Source organism: Lysinibacillus xylanilyticus (assembly GCF_001708185.1).
In the GTDB taxonomy this organism is placed as follows: domain Bacteria; phylum Bacillota; class Bacilli; order Bacillales_A; family Planococcaceae; genus Lysinibacillus; species Lysinibacillus xylanilyticus_A.
Map to the genome: position 1 here is coordinate 721,895 of NZ_MDDN01000001.1, position 19,867 is coordinate 741,761.

The 19,867-nt window shown below is 38.3% G+C and carries 19 protein-coding genes; 1 reads left to right on the top strand and 18 read right to left on the bottom strand.

Annotation, left to right across the window (positions count from 1 at the left end; translation table 11 throughout):
* Window positions 1-3: 3 nt before the first annotated feature.
* The 18 genes from BFJ97_RS03555 to BFJ97_RS03640 all read right to left on the bottom strand — a co-directional run bounded on the left by BFJ97_RS03555 (window position 4) and on the right by BFJ97_RS03640 (window position 17,864).
* Window positions 4-723: a DUF881 domain-containing protein gene (locus BFJ97_RS03555; protein WP_068983246.1), complete on the bottom strand. Its 720-nt coding sequence runs from the start codon at window positions 721-723 to the stop codon at window positions 4-6.
* Between the two features lie 144 nt (window positions 724-867).
* Window positions 868-1,596 (bottom strand): DUF881 domain-containing protein, encoded by a 729-nt coding sequence (locus BFJ97_RS03560; protein ID WP_068983247.1) that lies wholly within the window; start codon window positions 1,594-1,596, stop codon window positions 868-870.
* Window positions 1,574-2,395 (bottom strand): cell division protein FtsQ/DivIB, encoded by an 822-nt coding sequence (locus tag BFJ97_RS03565; protein WP_068983248.1) that lies wholly within the window; start codon window positions 2,393-2,395, stop codon window positions 1,574-1,576. The genes BFJ97_RS03560 and BFJ97_RS03565 overlap by 23 nt, the downstream gene beginning before the upstream one ends.
* Window positions 2,396-2,415: 20 nt before the next feature.
* Window positions 2,416-3,495: a putative lipid II flippase FtsW gene (ftsW, locus tag BFJ97_RS03570; RefSeq protein ID WP_068983249.1), complete on the bottom strand. Its 1,080-nt coding sequence runs from the start codon at window positions 3,493-3,495 to the stop codon at window positions 2,416-2,418.
* A gap of 40 nt (window positions 3,496-3,535) precedes the next feature.
* A complete protein-coding gene (murD, locus tag BFJ97_RS03575; RefSeq protein WP_068983250.1) occupies window positions 3,536-4,885 on the bottom strand; it encodes a UDP-N-acetylmuramoyl-L-alanine--D-glutamate ligase in 1,350 nt (449 codons plus the stop codon).
* On the bottom strand, window positions 4,885-5,856 hold the full coding sequence (gene mraY, locus BFJ97_RS03580; RefSeq protein ID WP_068983251.1) for a phospho-N-acetylmuramoyl-pentapeptide-transferase: 972 nt from the start codon (window positions 5,854-5,856) through the stop codon (window positions 4,885-4,887). Before mraY ends, murD begins: the two co-directional genes overlap by 1 nt.
* Before the next feature lie 125 nt (window positions 5,857-5,981).
* Window positions 5,982-7,898, bottom strand: coding sequence for a stage V sporulation protein D (locus BFJ97_RS03585; RefSeq protein ID WP_068983252.1), 1,917 nt, complete (start codon window positions 7,896-7,898; stop codon window positions 5,982-5,984).
* 58 nt (window positions 7,899-7,956) lie between these two features.
* On the bottom strand, window positions 7,957-10,176 hold the full coding sequence (locus BFJ97_RS03590; RefSeq protein WP_068983253.1) for a penicillin-binding protein: 2,220 nt from the start codon (window positions 10,174-10,176) through the stop codon (window positions 7,957-7,959).
* Window positions 10,173-10,541 (bottom strand): cell division protein FtsL, encoded by a 369-nt coding sequence (gene ftsL, locus BFJ97_RS03595; protein WP_068983254.1) that lies wholly within the window; start codon window positions 10,539-10,541, stop codon window positions 10,173-10,175. Before ftsL ends, BFJ97_RS03590 begins: the two co-directional genes overlap by 4 nt.
* Window positions 10,542-11,492 (bottom strand): 16S rRNA (cytosine(1402)-N(4))-methyltransferase RsmH, encoded by a 951-nt coding sequence (gene rsmH / locus BFJ97_RS03600; RefSeq protein WP_068983255.1) that lies wholly within the window; start codon window positions 11,490-11,492, stop codon window positions 10,542-10,544. It lies immediately after the preceding gene.
* Between the two features lie 61 nt (window positions 11,493-11,553).
* Window positions 11,554-11,985, bottom strand: a complete 432-nt coding sequence (gene mraZ / locus BFJ97_RS03605; protein WP_068983256.1) for a division/cell wall cluster transcriptional repressor MraZ — start codon at window positions 11,983-11,985, stop codon at window positions 11,554-11,556.
* A 255-nt stretch (window positions 11,986-12,240) separates the two neighbouring features.
* Window positions 12,241-13,857 carry a bacillithiol biosynthesis cysteine-adding enzyme BshC gene (bshC, locus tag BFJ97_RS03610; protein ID WP_068983257.1) on the bottom strand — a complete coding sequence of 539 codons (1,617 nt, stop codon included), beginning with the start codon at window positions 13,855-13,857 and terminating at the stop codon, window positions 12,241-12,243.
* A 227-nt stretch (window positions 13,858-14,084) separates the two neighbouring features.
* The gene (locus BFJ97_RS03615; protein ID WP_068983258.1) at window positions 14,085-14,480 is read right to left on the bottom strand and encodes a DUF3397 domain-containing protein; all 396 of its coding nucleotides are present in this window, start codon (window positions 14,478-14,480) and stop codon (window positions 14,085-14,087) included.
* Window positions 14,477-15,379 (bottom strand): ketopantoate reductase family protein, encoded by a 903-nt coding sequence (locus BFJ97_RS03620; RefSeq protein WP_068983259.1) that lies wholly within the window; start codon window positions 15,377-15,379, stop codon window positions 14,477-14,479. The genes BFJ97_RS03615 and BFJ97_RS03620 overlap by 4 nt, the downstream gene beginning before the upstream one ends.
* A 313-nt stretch (window positions 15,380-15,692) precedes the next feature.
* Complete coding sequence (locus BFJ97_RS03625) at window positions 15,693-16,070, bottom strand: transcriptional regulator (RefSeq protein ID WP_068983260.1); 378 nt, start codon at window positions 16,068-16,070, stop codon at window positions 15,693-15,695.
* A gap of 131 nt (window positions 16,071-16,201) precedes the next feature.
* Window positions 16,202-16,969 carry an enoyl-CoA hydratase/isomerase family protein gene (locus BFJ97_RS03630; protein WP_068983261.1) on the bottom strand — a complete coding sequence of 256 codons (768 nt, stop codon included), beginning with the start codon at window positions 16,967-16,969 and terminating at the stop codon, window positions 16,202-16,204.
* A 163-nt stretch (window positions 16,970-17,132) separates the two neighbouring features.
* Window positions 17,133-17,306 (bottom strand): 50S ribosomal protein L32, encoded by a 174-nt coding sequence (gene rpmF / locus BFJ97_RS03635; protein WP_010858320.1) that lies wholly within the window; start codon window positions 17,304-17,306, stop codon window positions 17,133-17,135.
* Between the two features lie 24 nt (window positions 17,307-17,330).
* A complete protein-coding gene (locus BFJ97_RS03640; RefSeq protein WP_068983262.1) occupies window positions 17,331-17,864 on the bottom strand; it encodes a YceD family protein in 534 nt (177 codons plus the stop codon).
* A 205-nt stretch (window positions 17,865-18,069) separates the two neighbouring features.
* Between BFJ97_RS03640 and BFJ97_RS03645 the strand changes: the two genes are divergently transcribed.
* Window positions 18,070-19,281, top strand: coding sequence for a nucleotidyltransferase (locus BFJ97_RS03645; RefSeq protein ID WP_068983263.1), 1,212 nt, complete (start codon window positions 18,070-18,072; stop codon window positions 19,279-19,281).
* The last annotated feature ends 586 nt before the right edge of the window (window positions 19,282-19,867 follow it).

Here is a 19,867-nt window from a genome sequence, read left to right on the forward strand (position 1 = left end):
ATATTATTCTCCTTTTTCCACCTCTGTTAAATAATCATTTGTCAATGGCTGATCAAATGCCGGGATTGTTAAATGCTCTGTCGGTTCCTCTATTATTAAATTAAAATTATCTAAATAAAAGGAATCGATAAATGTAGAGGCCTGTAACGAATTGTACATTTTTTGAGCTTCTTTAAAGGAGCTTGTCCCAATATAAATTTCAAAAGGTGGTGAGGACAGTGGTATACTGTTCACTGTAGTCTTTCCATTTATGTCTCGAATGGCTGTCGTATGGACAACACGATTTCCATCTATCGAAACACTCGCTGCATTGTTTTTAAACAGCGCATTCAATAATTGGGTTAGTAAATCAGGTGAAATTTCTTTGATTTCATAGCCCATTTCTATTAATTCTGGCGCTGGTTCAACACGAAGTACAACACCTGGCCCTTTAACTTCTGTTAGCCCAGCTTGTAGCTTTAAACGATTCAATGTTTCATATAATGCTGACTGTAAATTTGCTTTCTCAGATTGCTCATAGCGACCCACTACTTCATTTAGTGAGCGAATTTCTGCTAATAATGTGGAATGCCTTTGCTTTTCTTCTGCTAATTCCTCTCTTATGGCCCAAATATCTCGTGTATCTCGCTCAGCTGGTTGCTTTATGGTATTGTATTGTACCGCTATCATCAAACCGATAATAAATAGCACGATCGTTATTCGGGTGTACATATTTTTTTTCAAAATAGCCCCTCCTAGACGTATCGTAACCCCCCACAGATTTACGCCTTGCCTTATATCTTGAATTATGCAAATGCATATTACAATCTATAACTTATCTGGAGGCTATAACCAAGGTTTAGTTTGTAAATATTAACTGGAAATCATTTAACTTTCTACTATTACTTTTGGCATTATAAGCTTTTGTTCTTCTTCTAATGACACAACAATATTGTCATTTACTAGTTGATCCACAATGCCACCATTTAAATTTAAGGAAGCCATCAATGTTGCTGAATCCCCTACAGCCTCAATAACAAATGGAGCTGGATGCTGCTTGCCGTCTATAGTAATGACTGGTCCATTACAACGAATATAAGAATTCGCCATAACGCGTTGTCCATTAATAGCAATTGCTTGAGCACCAGAAATTTTAAGTTCATTGAGTAATTTAAATACATGGCTTTCATGCACAATATAATCATTAGGATTAGCAGATTTCGGGTCGTAATCACCGTCTTGAAGGGTAATACGTATCCCTTTTCCCTCTGCGTTTAAATCGCCTAGCAACAAGCGTAAATCCTCTGCTTCTTCAACCAGCTTTGTATAATCCTTTTTACTAGCAACAAATGACTTTTCATACTTGCGAATTTTTTCTTGTAAAGAAGTCAACTCTTCTGACAATTCTTTATTGCGCTCTTGCTGTGCAATTAACTCCTCACGATATGACTCTTCTTGCTCAAAAAGCTCTGCATCACTAGCACCTGCATGTCGATTATCTTTTGCCTGATTGTACGAATAGCCAACGATAAACCCCATAGTCACACAAACAATAAGCAACTCAAATTGTTTTCTTGAAAAGAAATTTCCTTTGCTACTCTTTTTCTTGTTGTTCATCTTTTTTCACTTCCTGGTTGGCCGTATCTCCTTCTAAGTCAATGCTTTCTTGGTTGTACTCATCATTGAAAGATTTATAATACGAGCCGACCTCTAAATCGATAACACCCTTTTCTAAATTCGGGATTTGTGCCACGAGCGATGGATAATGATTTAGCTTTTCTGCCAACGTTTGAATAACAGCACGTACCTCATAGCCATCGTTCATATACAGCGTAACTGCATTAGGATTTGACTCATTACTGTTAATATTGACTTGAGAAATTAATGCTAATACTTCTGGCTTTAATTGTGCTAATTGCTTAACAAGCTTCTTAATAGTCTTTTCGCCAGTTATGCCGATAAATACAGGTGCGTCGATCGGAATGTCATCTCCAGCTTGTTCAAAACGCTCGCCATTTTCAAGTAATGGATAATAAGTACCGTCACCGGCTAAGTATGCAACTTTTTTCCATTCTTTAATTTCAATAGTCACGCCTTGAAGCCAATCCCGTTTAACATGTGCATCTTTCACCCATTTATCCTTTAGTAATGATTTCTCTACATCTTCTACTTTAAATCCCCACATCGACTTTCCAGGTGCAAGCGTACTGGCTTGTACGTAGTATTGTGCATCTGCTAACTGAGCGCCGTTGACTGTTATTTTGTTGATTTTACTGTAAGGAGATTGAAAATAAAGGAGTACTGCTAACACGATAAAGAAAAGTAATATTAGCACTATAAATTTCCGATTTGTACGCTTTTTTCGTCGCTTTTTTAGCGTAGGTATGCGATCTTCTATATCAATTACTTTCTCCAAAAAGTACTCCTCCTTTATATTTATTTCGCTAATTGATAAATAATACCTATTATTAACCACATTGTTACTAAAGATGTTCCTCCGTAGCTAATAAACGGTAATGTAACACCTGTTACAGGAACTAAACCAATCACTACTGCTATATTTAGAAATGCTTGTACGGTCAGCATTGTGACAAGTCCTATTATCGCGTAATAAGATGTTCTTGTTTTAGCCTGTACTGCGAATTTATAGCCTGTATAAACGATCAGTACAAAAAGCGCTAAAATAACTAGCCCACCTAGCAATCCTACCTCTTCTAGAATAATTGCGTAAATAAAGTCATTTTGTGGTTCAGGTAAATATAAAAACTTTTGCCTACTTTGTCCAAAACCATGTCCAAAAATCCCTGCAGGACCTATAGCCATTAACGATTGTACAGCCTGAAAGCCACTTCCTAGGGGGTCGACCCATGGATCAATGAAGGCTTCAATTCTCTTTAGTCGGTATGGCGCTGTGACAATTAAGCCCACTAACCCAGCAATTCCAGCAACCATAAACATCGCATAAAGCTTTAAAGGATAGCCCGCCACAAAAAACAATAAAAACACAGAAACAACTAGAATAAATACTGAACCAAAATCGGGCTGCAACATAATAAGTACAACAGGTAATAATAAGATCAAGCCATGACGCCAATTAATAATCGGCGTACCCGTTTTATGTTGCGCTAAAATATGACTCAAGTACACAATGACTGTAATTTTCGTTAGCTCTGCTGGCTGGATTGTTAACGGTCCTACTCCAATCCAGCTTTGAGAACCATTTCGCACAAGTCCAATTCCTGGTATAAGTACAAGGACCAGTAAAATTAACGAAAATATATAGGCCATTTTCCAAAAGGACTGCTCTCTCAAAATATTTAATCGGATGGTGATTAAAAACACTACAATGGCAACGGCAAAGTACAGACTTTGCTTCATATAAAACGGCATTTTTCCACTATAATGAATGGCACTCCAATAGGTACCTGCAGAATAGACGAAAATAATGCCGATTATTGAAAGCAGCAATGTTGTGACGAGCAATAAATAGCTTTCTTTCCCTCTCAGTAATGCCATCCTTCCAAGTCAAGTATATTCTAAAATAGTTACAGGCTCATTACAGCTTCATTACAGCATCAATAAAAACATCGCCTCGTATTTCAAAGCTGTCATATTGATCCCAGCTTGCACACGCCGGAGATAAGAGAATAACATCGCCTTCTGTCGACATCGGTGCCGCATAATGTACGGCATCTTCAACATTTTGGGCAATGACAGTTTGCTGTACGCCACACGACTTTGCAAATTCTACAAATCGTAGACCTGTTTCTCCAAAGGCAACAACACCTTTTACATGGTTCATGCATGGACGTAATTCTTCAAACGAATGTCCTCGATCTAAGCCACCTGCAAGTAAAATAACAGGTGCTTGGAAAGCATCTAAAGCACTTTTTGTAGCTAAACAGTTTGTCGCTTTAGAGTCATTGTAAATTTTTCGTCCGTTCCATTCGCGCACAAACTGAGTACGGTGACGAACTCCTCCAAACTTTGCTAAAACTTCTTCCATTTTAGCTTTGTCACAGCCTACTAAAATACAAGCGGCTACAGCTGCTAAAATATTTTCTAAGTTATGCTTACCAGGCAAAGCGATATTTGCTCGATTTAGATATGGTTCACCTTGCCAGTAAATTGTTGTTTCATCTGCACTAATACCCTCTTCTGTACGCCCCTTAGAACTAAATGGTACCTTTTTAGCATTGGATTTTGTTGCATAACCAACAACAATTGGCTGATCGGCATTGTAGATGAAATAATCGCTTTCATCTTGATTACGTGTGACACCAAATTTTGCTTCTGCATAGTTGTCAAATGTCCCATGATAATCAAGATGAGCATCATAAAGATTAGTTAAAATAGCGATTTTCGGCTTGAATGTCTCTATGCCCATTAGTTGGAAAGAAGATAACTCTGTAACAATTACATTCTCTTTTTGAGCCTCTCTTGCAACACCACATGCTACTGTCCCAATATTCCCTGCAATTAACGGTGTTGGACCACCATTATTCAGCATATCAAAAATTAAAGTTGTCGTTGTTGTTTTACCATTTGACCCTGTAATACCAATAAATGGAGCTTCACTAATTAAATAAGCAAGCTCAATTTCTGTCCATACGGGAATTTCACGGCTAATGGCATCTGCTACTATCTTGTTGCTATAAGGAATCCCCGGATTTTTCACAACTAATTCAAAGCCTTCATCCAGTAAATCCTCCGGGTGACGCCCACAAATAACGGTAATCCCCTTTTGCAATAAGCCTTGCGCATCTGGGCTTTCGTCAAATGGTTTTGAATCATTGACCGTCACAAAGGCGCCAAGCTCATGTAAAATCTCAGCTGCAGCCACACCACTTTTTGCTAGACCTAAAACAAGGACTTTTTTATGTTGTAAATCTGTATAGTTTCTCATTAGAACGCCTCCGATAAGACTGCAATCAATGCTACTGCTAATGCAGTTGACCAAAATACAAGTACTACCTTCCATTCTGACCAACCTGATAATTCAAAATGATGATGAATAGGACTCATTTTAAAAATTCGTTTTTTACGTAGTTTGAAGCTACCTACCTGTAAAATTACAGATAATGTTTCAATAACAAACACCAATCCAATTAGTAACAGTAAGAATTCTTCTTTTACTAAAACAGATACCATTGCTAAAGCTCCACCTAATGCTAACGAACCTGTATCTCCCATAAATACTTTTGCTGGATTCGCATTAAAAAGTAAAAATCCTAATAATGCACCTGTCACCGCAAATGTAAATAAGGCGATATCAGCTTGATCTTGGAACAGAGCAATAACACCAAATGCCGCAAAGGCAATGGATGCAGTACCTGCCACAAGTCCATCTAATCCATCTGTTAAATTCACTGCATTCGAGAAGCCAACTAACCAGAAAATTAAAAAGGCTACATAGAAATTACCAAGATCAACCGTCCACTCAGTAAATGGTATAGCAAGTGTTGTATCAAACGATCCTACATGTAGTAAAAAATATGCTAGGACCGCAATGACAATTTGACCAACCAGCTTTTGAAGTGATGTTAGTCCTAAATTACGTTTAAAAACAACCTTTAAGCTATCATCTAACAAGCCGATTAACCCAAACCCTGCTAATACTAATAACAATACGACGGTTTGTGTTGTAAATAAATCTAAAAAGCTTCCTACACCAACAGTAGTAAGGATAATGGCAAGTAAGAAAATAATGCCGCCCATTGTTGGTGTACCAGCTTTTTTCATATGTGATTTTGGTCCTTCTTCACGAATGCTTTGACCGAACTTTAATCGGCGAAGAAGTGGAATACTAATTGGTGCCAGGATAACTGTTACTATAAAAGCAAGAGCTAAAATGGTAAGCGTTGTTGCGAGTTTCATTGATAAATCTCCTTTAAATCTTGTTTCACTTTCTTCTTCAAGAAAAAAGCACAAACTTTCATTTATTTATTACTACCCTTCATAATAATAGTGGTTCTTTCCCATTTTTTAAAGGTAAAGTTATATTAGTTCTCTAAATATAGATGAATGGTGCCATCTTGTTTAATAACACTATCCACTTCAGGCAGTTGATTGCCAATTTTAGTCCCTTCTCCATGCCATTCAATACGGAATGGATAATGTTGCTTGGCAATATCATCCTTCGTTTGACCAATAAAACTTGGTACCTTCACAGTGATTGGGTCACCCCAACGATAATCCTTTTCAAGCTGTTCCTTCGATTTTTCAATGCCAACAAAAGGTGCAACATCTTCAATAATTTGACCAACGATTGGAGCTGCTACAACACCACCAAACTGCGTTGTCTTTTTTGGGTTATCTACTGCTACATAAACGACAATTTGCGGATTATCCGCAGGAGCGAAGCCAATAAACGATACGATATATTCACCATTTATATAACGGCTGTTCTCTACCTTTTGCGCTGTACCCGTTTTGCCACCAATACGTAATCCGTCTCGATAGGCTTGACGTCCCGAACCCTTTGCTACAACGGATTCCAATGCACCTCTTACCTTCGCAGACGTCTCCTCTCGAATAACCTGTTTTTTAACTACCGGCTCAGTCTCTTGTATAACTTCTCCAGTATTCGGATTAAAAATCTTCTTCACAACATATGGCGTATAAAGCTTACCTCCATTTACTGCTGCGGCTACGGCTTGCACTTGTTGAATGGGTGTAACAGCTACCCCTTGACCGAATGAAGTGGTTGCCTGCTCAACTGGTCCAAAGGCTTCTTTTGAAAATAAAATCCCAGAAGCTTCGCCTGCAATATTAGATCCAGTTTTTTGACCAAAACCAAAATCTTTAATATATTGCAGTAGTCTTTCATTACCAATTCGCTGCCCTAATTCAACGAAACCTGGGTTACAAGAGTTTTCTACAACTTCTAGGAAAGTTTCATGTCCATGACCACTACGTTTCCAGCAACGTAGTTTAGCTCCAGCAACCATTGTATAGCCTGGATCATAAAAAGTATCCTTCTCTAAATCTACTAAATTTTCTTCTAGTGCTGCACTGAGCGTTATAATTTTGAACGTCGATCCCGGCTCATATGTCATCCAAACTGGTAAATTCCGATTGTAGATAGCAGGCTCCACCAGTTGATATTCTGCCGGATGGAAGGTAGGATATGAGGCTAATGCTAAAATCTCGCCATTGTTTGGATTCATAGCAATCGCCAATGCTTGATCAGCTTCATAACGCTCCATAGCCTGTGACAATTCACGCTCGACAACCTGTTGTACATCTACATCTATCGTAAGCTCGATTGTCGCGCCATCTTCACCGGCTTTCCAAGCACTTGCTACGTTCTGCAAATTATTCCCTTTCGCATCTGTAAAGAGCCGTATTGCCGAAGAATTAGCCTGTAACAGCTTATTGTATTCATATTCAATTCCTGCTAAACCTTGTGCATCATAGCCTGTGAAACCTAAAAAGCGGGATAGTAAGGTACCGTAAGGATAATCCCTTGAATAATCAACACCACTATACAATCCGTCAATCTGCATCCCTTGTAACTGTACTGCTTTCTCATAGGAAATGTTTTTCCCTTCAGGTGCCAGCTTTACTAAGTATTCTTTTTTCTTCATTTTTGCCAATAACTTTTGTTCATCTACCCCTAAAACTTGTGCAATTTTTGCTGCTGCCCCTTCAATATCCTTACTTTGAGAAGGCATAAAATATAAAGTTGGCGCTAGCTTATTGGTAACAATATTTTTCCCATCACGGTCTGTAATATGCCCTCGCTCATTGGCAAATGGAATTTCTCGGTCCCAGTTCTCTTCAGCTTTCTTGGTCAGTTCTTTTTGATCTAATACTTGCAAGAAGAAAAGCCTAATGACAATCGCAGCTGCTACAAACATAAACAATACGTATAAAATACGCAATCGCTTTTTAGAATGGATAGAAATCCACTTCATTCGACATCACACCTTGTTTTTTACAACGTATGAAATAAAGTGGACTTCTATTCAGTATCTATTCATCATCTATTTGTTCAATGTCACCCTCAGATGGGGTCTCTACATCTTTTTTAAAGCTTTCAGCTGGTGTTTTCAGCTTCACGACAATCGGTGATTTATCTGAAATTACGGTACCTGCCGATACGCTTTGACTAGCTACAAAGCCCTCTCCAACGACTTCAATTTCTAAATTTGCCATTGATTTAAAGACAAGTACATTTCGCAATGACCAATTGGTGAAGTCTGGCAGTGTCACATCACCTTCTGTCTTTAAAAACACAAGGTTCCCTTTAACAAGTTTTTGAGGACCTTTAGGATACTGGTCAATTATTTTGCCGCCACCACCAACAATAACTGGTTGTAGACCATCATTTGCAAGCTCTACTTGTATAGACTCAGCACTTTGACCTGTGTAATCCTGTATTGTTGCATTGTTAACATGCTGTACATCTTCAGGATTAATGTTTAAGTACTTTAAACTATTTAACATAACTGGGTTAAATACTTTTGAAACTGGTACAGAACCAAGTTCACCCTTTAATTTTGGTCTTTTTACCGAGACATACATAATGAGCTGCGGATCATCTACAGGAGCCATTCCTAAGAATGAATACAGGAATTCGTTTGAACCCCACGAATATCTACCATTTCCTAATGGAATTTGGGCAGTACCTGTTTTTCCTGCGACTTGATAATCTTCAAGTATAAAGTCCTTCGCTGTCCCATATTTTGCTGTTAATGTAGACGCAAGAATTTCACGTACTTGTTTTGCTGTATCCGCTTTAATCGGCTGTCCCTTTTCAATAGGCTCATGATTTTGAATGGTTTTTCCTGTTGATGAGTCTACAATACGATCAATCACATATGGCTGCATCATCTTTCCGTCATTCGCAATTGCCGTCATTGCTTGAATAAGCTGTATAGGTGTTACAGTAGAACCTTGACCATAAGTCGTTGTAACACGTTGAATAGGATATTTCGATAAAATCGTACCTGTCGCTTCATTTGGCAAATCAATGCCTGTTTTGTGACCAAAACCAAAGCGATCTAAATATTCAATAAAGACATCATCACCAATAAGTTTTAACAAATTTGCCATCGCTGTATTTGATGAACGCTGGAAACCTTCTAAATAAGTAATTGGCCCCCAACCGACCCCGTTATGATCTCGAATTGTACGATCAAGCACTTTGTAACTACCTGACATATACTTTGCATTTGGTTGCCATACTCCAGTATCAATAGCTGAGGCGAGCGTAAATGTTTTCATCGTCGAACCCGGCTCAATGGTTTCCTCAATAACTTCATTTAACCACTTCATATTTGTGCCTTCACGTGTATCAGGATTAAATGTGGGACGTTGAGACATTGCTAGGATTTTTCCTGTTTTCGGATCTGCTACAACAGCCGTCATGGATTCAGGGTTGTATTCCTTTTCCACCTGCGTCATCGCTTCCTCTAAAAAGCTTTGAATGGTTTTATCAAGAGTTAAATAAATATCGTCGCCATCCTTCGCAGGTGTGATCATTTTCTCACTATCTGGCAATAGATAACTGAAGGCATCAGTTTCATATTCTACCTTACCGTCTTTTCCAGTTAGCTCTTTATTGTAGGTGTATTCAAGACCCATCTTACCTTTTGTCGTAAACGTTCCATCTTTATTTTCCTCTTTTACTGCGAAGCCAATTAAGTGCGAGGCAAAAATACCATTTGGATAATAACGTTTTAAATCTTTCACAAATAAAATCCCTGGTAATTCCTCTTCTTTGATTTTACTCATTACTTCATGACTAATTCCGCGACCTACACTACCAAATTCAACTTGATAAGGCTTTTCGCCATTAGCATTTTCCTTAGTAAGCTGTTTATATATTTTTTCTTCGTCTGAATTAGGAAGATTTTCTGCTAATATCTTTGCAGTTTTTTCAGGATCTACTACATGCCGAGGGTTTTTTGGATCCGTCGTGGCTTTATCACTTACAATTGCAATCAATCGATAGCTAAGTGTGTCCTCAGCAATGACTTGACCGTTGTGATCGTAAATTTTCCCACGATTTGCTGTAATGGCACTTTCTTTGCTATATTTTGCAGCTGCCCTAGCCGCAAGCTCCTGACCTTCCGCTTCACCTGTTGCCTGTAACGTAACCATTCTCGTGAACAATAGAAAAAAGAGCCCTCCATAAAAAATTAATAATAGAAAGGCTCCCCATTGGAATCGAAATCTCTTTTTTTTCATTCTCCCGGCACTACCTTTACATTTTTCTCATTTTGAGTTAAACCGAGTTCTTTAGCTTTTTTCCATATGTTATCGTATGTAGAAAGTTCACTTACACGAACTGTCAAGTCAACATTCTGTTTCGCAATCTCATCTGCTTCAGCTTCGATTTTTTGAATGTCCATGCTTGTCGTTTGAATTGCTGCTTGCTTATTTAAAACCAGTACTGATAATACAGCAATCATACCAATTAAAAAAATTAGCATTGTCTTTTCAAACTTCTGGTTCGTTTTTTTACGACGTATGATAGTGGGTTGTGGACTAGGTGGTGTTAACGGTTGTTGCACATGTTGCTGTTGGTGCTGCCTTACACGAACTGCTGCCATTTACTCACGCCCTTTGTCGTTAATTTTCTCTACCACTCTAAGCTTTGCTGAACGAGCACGATTGTTTACTGCCAATTCTTCATCAGAAGGAACAATCGGCTTTCTTGTGATAAGCTTTAAAGTTGGCTTCATGTCATCAGGAATTACTGGTAAATTCGGTGGTAATTCCGGTAATGATGACGCTTCCTTAAAAATAGTCTTGCATAGGCGGTCCTCCAATGAATGGAACGTAATGACACTAATGCGTCCACCTACGTTTATCATATCAATCGCATCGACTAATGAATCCTCTGCTGCGCCTAGCTCATCGTTAACAGCAATTCGTATTGCTTGGAATATGCGCTTCGCTGGATGTCCACCTTTTCGGCGAGCCGCTGCTGGGATACCCTCTTTAATAAGTTCTACAAGTTGTCCAGTTGTTTCAATCGGCGCCACTTTTCGCGCCTCTTCAATTTTACGAGCAACTTGCTTTGAAAATTTTTCTTCTCCATAACGGAAAAATATACGCACTAAATCTTCATATGCCCATTCATTCACGACATGAAATGCTGTAAGTGATGCCGTTTGATCCATGCGCATATCTAGAGGTGCGTCATGATGATAACTAAAACCTCGTTCTGGTGTATCTAACTGTGGTGATGAAACACCTAAATCATATAAAATGCCATCAACTTGCTCGATACCAAGAGCTAATAACTCTTCTTTTAAATAACGGAAATTCGAGTGGACAAATGTCACGCGCTCAATATATGGCGCCAATCGAATTTTTGCATTGTTAATAGCTATCGTATCTTGATCAAAGCAAATCAAACGACCTTTTTCAGATAATTGTTGTACTAAATATTCACTGTGTCCTGCCCCACCTAACGTACAGTCCACATATACACCATCAGGATCGATGTTCAACCCATCAACTGTTTCTTTTAATAACACGGTTGTATGATCGAACATACCACTCGCTCCCTTCAGGCCTTAACCTTCATATACAGCAGACACCTAAGCGTCTAATAAGTTAAAAATCAAAGCCAATCATATTTTCTGCAATTTCATTAAAGGATTGTTCAGACTCACTAAAGTAAGTCTCCCAAGCATCTTTCGCCCATATTTCAATCCGATTCGAAACCCCTAACACTACACATTCTTTCACAAGATGTGCATGCTGCATAAGAGTTGAAGGAATATTAATGCGGCCCTGCTTGTCTATCTCTACTTCCGTTGCTCCAGAAAAGAAAAACCTTGCAAATGCACGTGTGTCCTTTTTGGTCATCGGTAAGCCCTTTAATTTTTCTTCGAGTTTTCGCCATTCATCCATAGGATAGCCAAATAAACAATTATCAAGTCCGCGTGTCACAACAAACGTTTCACCTAAGGCTTCACGAAATTTTGCGGGTACGATTAATCGTCCTTTCGCATCAACAGAGTGTTGATATTCTCCCATGAACATGCTATTCACCCCACTTTATTAAATAATGTACCACATCCCCCCACTTTCCTCCACTTTTTTTAAAAAAAACTTGACATTAAAATATTTAATACGAAATTAGACCTTAAATTCAATATCCCACCTGTGCTAAATGACATAAAAAAAGAGCTACCCTTAGTAGGATAGCTCACCACTTATTATTAATATACGACATTGCACATCAAATCTATATTGTATTAAATCATTATTTAGGTATAAAGAAATACTATTTAGAAATTATAAGTAAAGTATATAGTGATGGTTTCCAATGTTATAATTTTGCTTCAGCATTTCAGTAATTAACACAGGTCCAAACTCATTGAAATATTGATAAGGATTATAAGTTCTTTCCTGCAATCCTTCATTTGGATATAACTCATTGTGTAGCGTCATAAACTTTCGAATTGTCGTTTCATGCTTATTAAGTACTGTTTGTTCAACCTTTTGCTGTAAATACTCAAATTGCTTAAGATGATTCTCTTTATTTTTCCCAAGTATTTTATCTAACGAAAGATGTTGCTCTTCTAAATAAGATCGAAGCTCATCATATTTTTCTAAAAGCATCTGTTGCATCATTTGAATTTGACGCTTCGCTTCAGTATCTTGTACTTCAGCAATAAACTGCTCTTTAAGTTGCAATGCTTTCCCATCCCACACATCAGCAACATTCAAATGATGTTCACGCAATAGTTGTTCTACATGACGTGTGACAATTGTGATATGAAGACGCGGAGCAAAAATCGGCATTTGTAAGCCTAATACTGTAAACGCATCCTTCAATGTTGCCCAGTACGCAAGTTCTCCTGGCCCACCTACAAATGCAAGCACAGGTAAAGTCATCTCCTGCATTAATGGTCTTGTTACAACATTATTACTTAATTGCTCAGGATGCTTGTTAGCAATTTCTAAAAGTTCTTCACGCGACACCTTAATATTTGCAGCTAAATTAACAAATAGCTGATTCTTTCTCTCCAATAGATGACGTTCCCCATCTTCTACAAAAAATAAATTGGCCGCTTCATCCGTTGCCAATATAGGCTCACCGTAACCCGCACTTGCTAGCTGAGCTTCCTTCTCCGTTACTACCCTAGCAATTTCTTCATTATTACGAATGATGTGGGTAAAATTTTCACTCTCAAATTGACGGAATTTAAAGTCTGCCGCATCAATCATCAGTAAACCTTCATCTTCAAATAGTTGGTTCATGAGTCGCGCAAAGAAATCCGTAAATGTTTCACTCTTATTCAGAGTATCCACTAATTGTTTAATAAGTATTTCAGTGAATTCTGTTTCACCAATATCTTTCACAATTGTATTTAATAATTGTGTCATAGATTCTTTGTTTATACTTGTTACGGAAGCCATTGTTTTACGTCTCGAACGTTCACTGTACGCTCTTTTTTTAATGTCAGCGCCATGGACTGTATACGTATGGTTAATTTCCTCTAAATCATGATCCTCTCCAGCTATCCAAAAAACAGGAACAACCGGTCGCTGAAGCTTCACACTTTGCTCTTTCGCTAATGTAATGACTGAAATCGCCTTATGCACCGAGTAAAGAGGGCCAGTTAATATCCCCGCCTGTTGTCCACCGACAACCGCAACAGCCCCTTGCTCTAGCTGCTGTAAATGTTCATCCGCTTTCTTTGAAATACCAAGCGGCTCCATAAATCGACGGATGATGGCCGTTAATTCTTTTTGATCACGCGCATGCTCATCTAAGTATTGTGCTCGTTTTTCAAAAGATTCATCGTTATATTCATATTCAAAAAACTCATGGATAGCAGTATTTGGCGACCAATAATCTGCTAGTAAACGATTTTTTATGGGTACTCGGATTGACTCCAGTTTCATTTAACACAAACTCCTCTACTCACTAAATCATCTTCTGACTCTAACAAGCAAATTTGAAATAAATTCTTCTAATACTTACTATTATGCGATTTACCCTTAGTATGTTATCAATCGCTAAAGTACATTGGAATTTATTTAATATTTTTTGCACATATAGAGTTATTATTAAAAACAATTTATAATGCTATCATTTTAACGCTTATGGCTTCAACATGAAAAGAAAATGCTTAGATAGCCTGTAAATATTCAATTACCGATTGAATAACACCTATTAGACAAACAACAATATACGCCGTACTTAGTACCAAAAATTGAAAGCGCCAAATTTTCCTAAGTAACGATTTCACTTCAATCTCTTTTTTTGTTCGCCAATCAATATATGTAAAAACCATTGCCATCATTATCGCTAACGTTACTAATAGAGCGCTAACATTAACATTCCATAGTACATCAATCGCTAGTGGTACTGAAAAAAACAAACACAATGTCGTCACATCCGATGCTGCTCCAAAAGCATGAGTGCCTCGAAATTTAACCTTTCGACTAATTAAATAGACAATCATAAACAGGAGGATTGGACAAAAAATAACGACACTAATAACAATATGTAAAAAATCTTTCAACGTCTTTCACCGCTCTCCTCTATTGCAAGTACTTGGTGATATAAAGTACGTAAAGTAGGCAAATTATGACCACCTGCCAGAGCTTTTTCTAGTATTACTCCAACAATCGTGTCAATTTCACTTTTTCTTCCTTGCATCCGATCTGCTAACATAGAGGATGTATTACTTGCTGTTTTTTCACATAAGTCTATCACTCCCAAAAAAGGTATAGCTTGTTCTAGACCTTCAAAAGCAGCCGTTAGCTCTCGATAGATAGTTTGCATTAATAAAAATGCTTGCTTATTCGTTACTAGCTCTCCATTCTTCACTTGTAAAACAGCCGTTAATGGATTAATCAAGCAATTGAATACAGCTTTCTCAAATAGCATTTGTTCAGCATTAGCAGCCAATTCAACTGGATAAAAGGAATTCCCAAGTTGTAACAGCTCGTTAAATGCATCACTACTCCCCCGCTCTATCGCGATTTTACAAACCCCTACACCTCTATGTCGTACAGTTGACTGATTTATCATTTGAGCACCAAATGACACAGAACAAAAAGCTATATTTCTTTGTGGTAAACGTAGTGCTTCATCGAAATGTGCTAAACCATTTTGCATAAATAGCAAGGGTACTGCACTTGGTAATGAAGACAATTGTTCATAAAGCTTTTGTAATTGACCATATTTAACCGCAATTACAATTAAATCTTGCTGTTGCAACTCTTCTATTTTCGTAGTTGCAGCAACCTTTTGAACCGTTTTTGTTCCATCAACATTCACTCGTGTTAAATACTTTTCATTAAGTTCATCCGCTTGTCCTTCCCTTCTTGCCACCAATGTTACAGAGATACCAGACTCAACTAAAAAACTTGCCGTTAACTGACCTACAGCCCCAGCACCAATAATCGCTACATTCACAACATTCTACACCTCCCACATTTATAAATAGACACACTAAATAAAAGAATACCCTACTAAACAGCCTTATCACAAACCATCGTGACTTTCACTGTCTTTGCCCCTCTCTACAGAAGGAGGTGCCTTAGAAATAAATCTAAGGCACCTCCTATGCAGGTTCTTTTATTATACACCAATCAGGCTTTTATGGTCAGTCAATGCGGGATAAATAATTGCTGAAACACTTAGGGGATTATGTTTTCATTCAAGTTCAAACTTTTTCTAAGTAACTTACTCTACAGCACTTTTAACTTCCAAGAGTTGCTACCTCATTTTAATCTTTCATTAAAGAATATCCTTGTTGCAACCACTTCACTAGTTTTTCATGCTCATTTTGTAATTCTCGGTGCCTCATTTCAAGAGTTTGGTAGGCCTCTGTTAATTCATCAAAACTTGTCAATGCCAATTTCAAATGGCTGCGCATAGATTGTTGCGGTTGATTTCGCACGGCTAGTAGTGACTGACTATATTGACCACGTAACGTTTTATTCCAACGGAAACCACACGCTTGTTTTGTACGACCTAGTTCAACAGCTGCCAATTCAAAAGCTTCCAGCTGCGTTTTGCCATTTTGCACATTATGCAACACAATTTCTGCTAATCTTTCATCGTCTTCCTTTGTCCATTGATCTTTTCTTTTTTTCAATTCCATAATCTATCACCCTCGCATTTTTTACTACTATATGCATGAGCGAGCAAAATAGAATCACCGAAATCAATTTCGCCTTGATGTAAAAAAAAGAGACAGCGATTAGGTTTTGCTATAATCACTGTCGTTAAACATTATTTATTGTTCTTCTTTGTTAGGAAATTAGCAACTGCCTCATGATGAGCTTCACTTTCCCACAATTTTGCACATGTTCGAACTTCCTCCATAACGCGCTCATACATATTACGCTCACGCCACTTACGAAGTTCAATTTCTTTATAAGCCTTATGAACAGAAGGATGAATTTTACGCATATGTTCGATAAAATCATTCAACGCCTCTTCTTTTGAACCTTCAAACACACGCATTGCCCAACCAATTTCATATAGTAATTGCGCTGGATAAGGCTTCGCATCGACCAGCATCTTCATCGCACGATCATGGCGTAACCCTCGTTCGAATAAGTACGTGCCTCCACCCCAGCCACTTGTAATTGCTAATGTCCCTTGTATAAAACCACACTTCGCATGACTTGCCACTAAACGAAAATCGCAAGCTGTCGCAATCTCACAGCCTCCACCAACCGCTGTTCCATTTATCAATGCAATCGTTGGCACAGGCAATGTTGCAAGGTCATATAGTATTTCACCCATCTTACCTAACATCCCAAACGCCTCATCCTCAGTTTCAAGCGAATGAAATTCAGATAAATCTCCGCCCGAGCAAAATGATTTATCCCCCGCACCCGTCACGACTAAAAAACGTACATCATCATGATTTCGAATATATGTAATGACCTCTTGTAGCCCATCCATCACCTCATCATTAACCGCATTCCGTTTTTCTTCTCGATTAATCGTAAACGTCATAATACCTTCTTTGTTTTCAATTATATATGCCATACTATTTCCCCCTTTGTCCCGATGGATAAATTGTATCATACAATTATTATAGTACTATATATCTTTTCATTATTAACGAAAGATTCCGTCTTTTTGAACTAACAAAAAGACTAGTAAAGAGCCATGGTCTCTCTACTAGCCTTTTAAGTGAGCAAACACTGTATTATTTGCTTACTACTTCTTTACCTTTGTATTGTCCGCAAGCTTTGCAAACACGGTGTGATAATTTCGCTTCACCACAGTTTGGGCAAGCTACCATACCAGGTACAGATAGTTTGAAATGCGTACGACGCTTTCTTTTTGCAGTTTTAGAAGTTCTTCTAAATGGTACAGCCATTGATGGCACCTCCTTACAGATCGTCTATTCGTCTGTTTGATCAAAATACTTAGCTAATGCAGCTAGTCTTGGATCCACTTTTTGTTCGTCAGCTTTTTTGTGTAGCTCAACGTCTTCATCTGTTGCGTAAGACCAATTTTTACCACCATGCATTTGTCCTTCAGTATTCTCTTTGAACACTTGCATAGGTACCTCAAGAAGAATAATCTCCTCAAGAACTGGCTTCATGTCGATTACTTCACCATCAATATAGTGAATATCTCCATCATCTTCCCCTCGTTTTTCTTCGTCAATCCAGCTGAAAACTTCAACTGTCTCAACTTCGATAGGAAACTCAACATCTTCCCACGTACGTGCACATGGTAGTGTTAACGTCGCCGTCACAGTTAGCTGACATGTCATTTGCGATGCACCGAAAGTACATAGCCCTTTTACATGAACGGGCGAAATTGCTCGAATATCCTGGTTTCGCTCCATCACCTCGTCCAACTGGACACAGGCATCGATTGGCATCCCGTTTTGGCGGTATTTAGATAATTGATGAATTGACCATTTCATTCGTTTAATCACCTCGAGACAACACTGTTGATTATATAATGTGTAAAAATAGATGTCAAGATAATTTCTTGTCACCACAATAAAACCCACCTATAATTATATATTATGAAAAGCTTATTTGCTCCAAACCGTTCTAAATATGCAACAGGCAAACAAATTTATTGAGAACGAAAAGCAAATAAATTTGATAAAGGGGGCTTAAATAATGCAAGCAGTCGGAATAGTTGTTGAATACAATCCTTTTCACAATGGACATGCCTATCATTTGGAACAGGCAAAAAAAGTAGCACAAGCGGATATAGTCATCGCGATCATGAGCGGGAATTTCTTACAGCGCGGTGAACCAGCCATGGTCGATAAATGGACACGCACACAAATGGCTCTAGCAGGTGGTGTTGATATCGTCATCGAGCTACCTTATGTCTATAGTACCGCACCTGCAACTGATTTCGCAAAAGGAGCAATTTCCTTACTATCTGCAATTGGTTGCGATTCTTTTGCCTTCGGAAGCGAAGATGGTTCCATTCAACCCTTTATGAATACGTTTCAGCTCATTAAAAATCATCGCACTGAATATGACGCTTTTATTAAAGAAAGCCTTAAAACGGGTGCAAGCTATCCTAAAAGTCTACATTATGCCTATGAACAGCTTTCTCAAAAGTTTCCTGCTACATACATTGATTTGGCACAACCAAACAATATACTCGGTTTTCATTATATTGAGGCAGCCATGGCATTAGATAGTAAGATTAAACCTTTAACAATTCCTCGCATAGCTGCGGGTTACCATGACGCTTTACAAGAAGGTTCATCCATTGCTAGTGCCACAGGAATACGTAAGGCTCTATCATCAACCAGTGCTCTACAAAGTGTCCAAGACGTTCTCCCTAAAGCATCGTTTGATTATTTAACTGATTGGCATGGAAAATACGGTAAATTTGCAAGTTGGGATACTTTTTGGCCTTTCTTACAGTTTACACTTATTCGGCAAACACCTAAGGAACTTACTCGCTACGCTGAAGTAACAGAAGGAATTGAACATGCTCTAATTAAAGCAGCGAAAACAAGTCATTCATTCAGCAGCTTTATGGAGAAGATTAAATCAAAACGCTATACTTGGACACGACTTCAGCGTATGCTCACACACATTTATACTGGATTTACAAAGGAACAACTGCAAAGCTTTAAGGCACCCTCTAATATTCGTTTACTTGGTATGAGTAGAGAGGGACAAGCCTATTTAGGAATGCATAAAAAAGACATACCTTTACCTTTGATCAGTCGTGTTGCAGCTATAGACAATGCTATGCTTGCTGTGGATATTCATGCAGCAGAGGTATACAATTTAAGTATAGAACATGGCGCAAAGGAACAAAATCTCCCTAAAGATTATCAAACACCGCCTATTCGTTTTTAAGTAATTAAAGAAAAATACTTCTAATTCACATCAAAAGGATGCCAGAAAATCTTCTAGCATCCTTTTTTGCTGTTAGAAAACAATTACGTCAATGAAATTAGTTAGCGGGCAAAGCGAAGGTTGAGTTCCGTTCGGGTAGACGCTTCCCTAGGGGCGTACGATGAGCCGCTTCACTCGCGGCAGATCTCGGGCCAAGAGATGTTTTTGCGCGAAAGCGAAGCGCTAACGTAGTGTCAGCGGCACGATGTTGGGCACTCAGTCATTGCCACTGGACGTGGCGTTCTTAGGCAGTGTTCCTCTTTAGCAGATGTTTGGACAGCTGAAAGAAGTTCATTTTTATCGATAAACATTCACGCTTTATCAACCAACCTCAGAATTTTATCGACTAACTTTCACGTTTTATCAACCAACTTTAAGTTTTTACCGACATTCACCTTCCAAAGAGCAAAAAAAGGATTCATACACAAAACTATGTGTGAATCCTTCTACTTTGTTATGTCGCCAAGGATATCACCTTAATTATTAGGGTGTTTTTTCCTGCGAAAGCGCGGAGGAAGCGATTCAACGCTCGCTCACAGGAAATCAA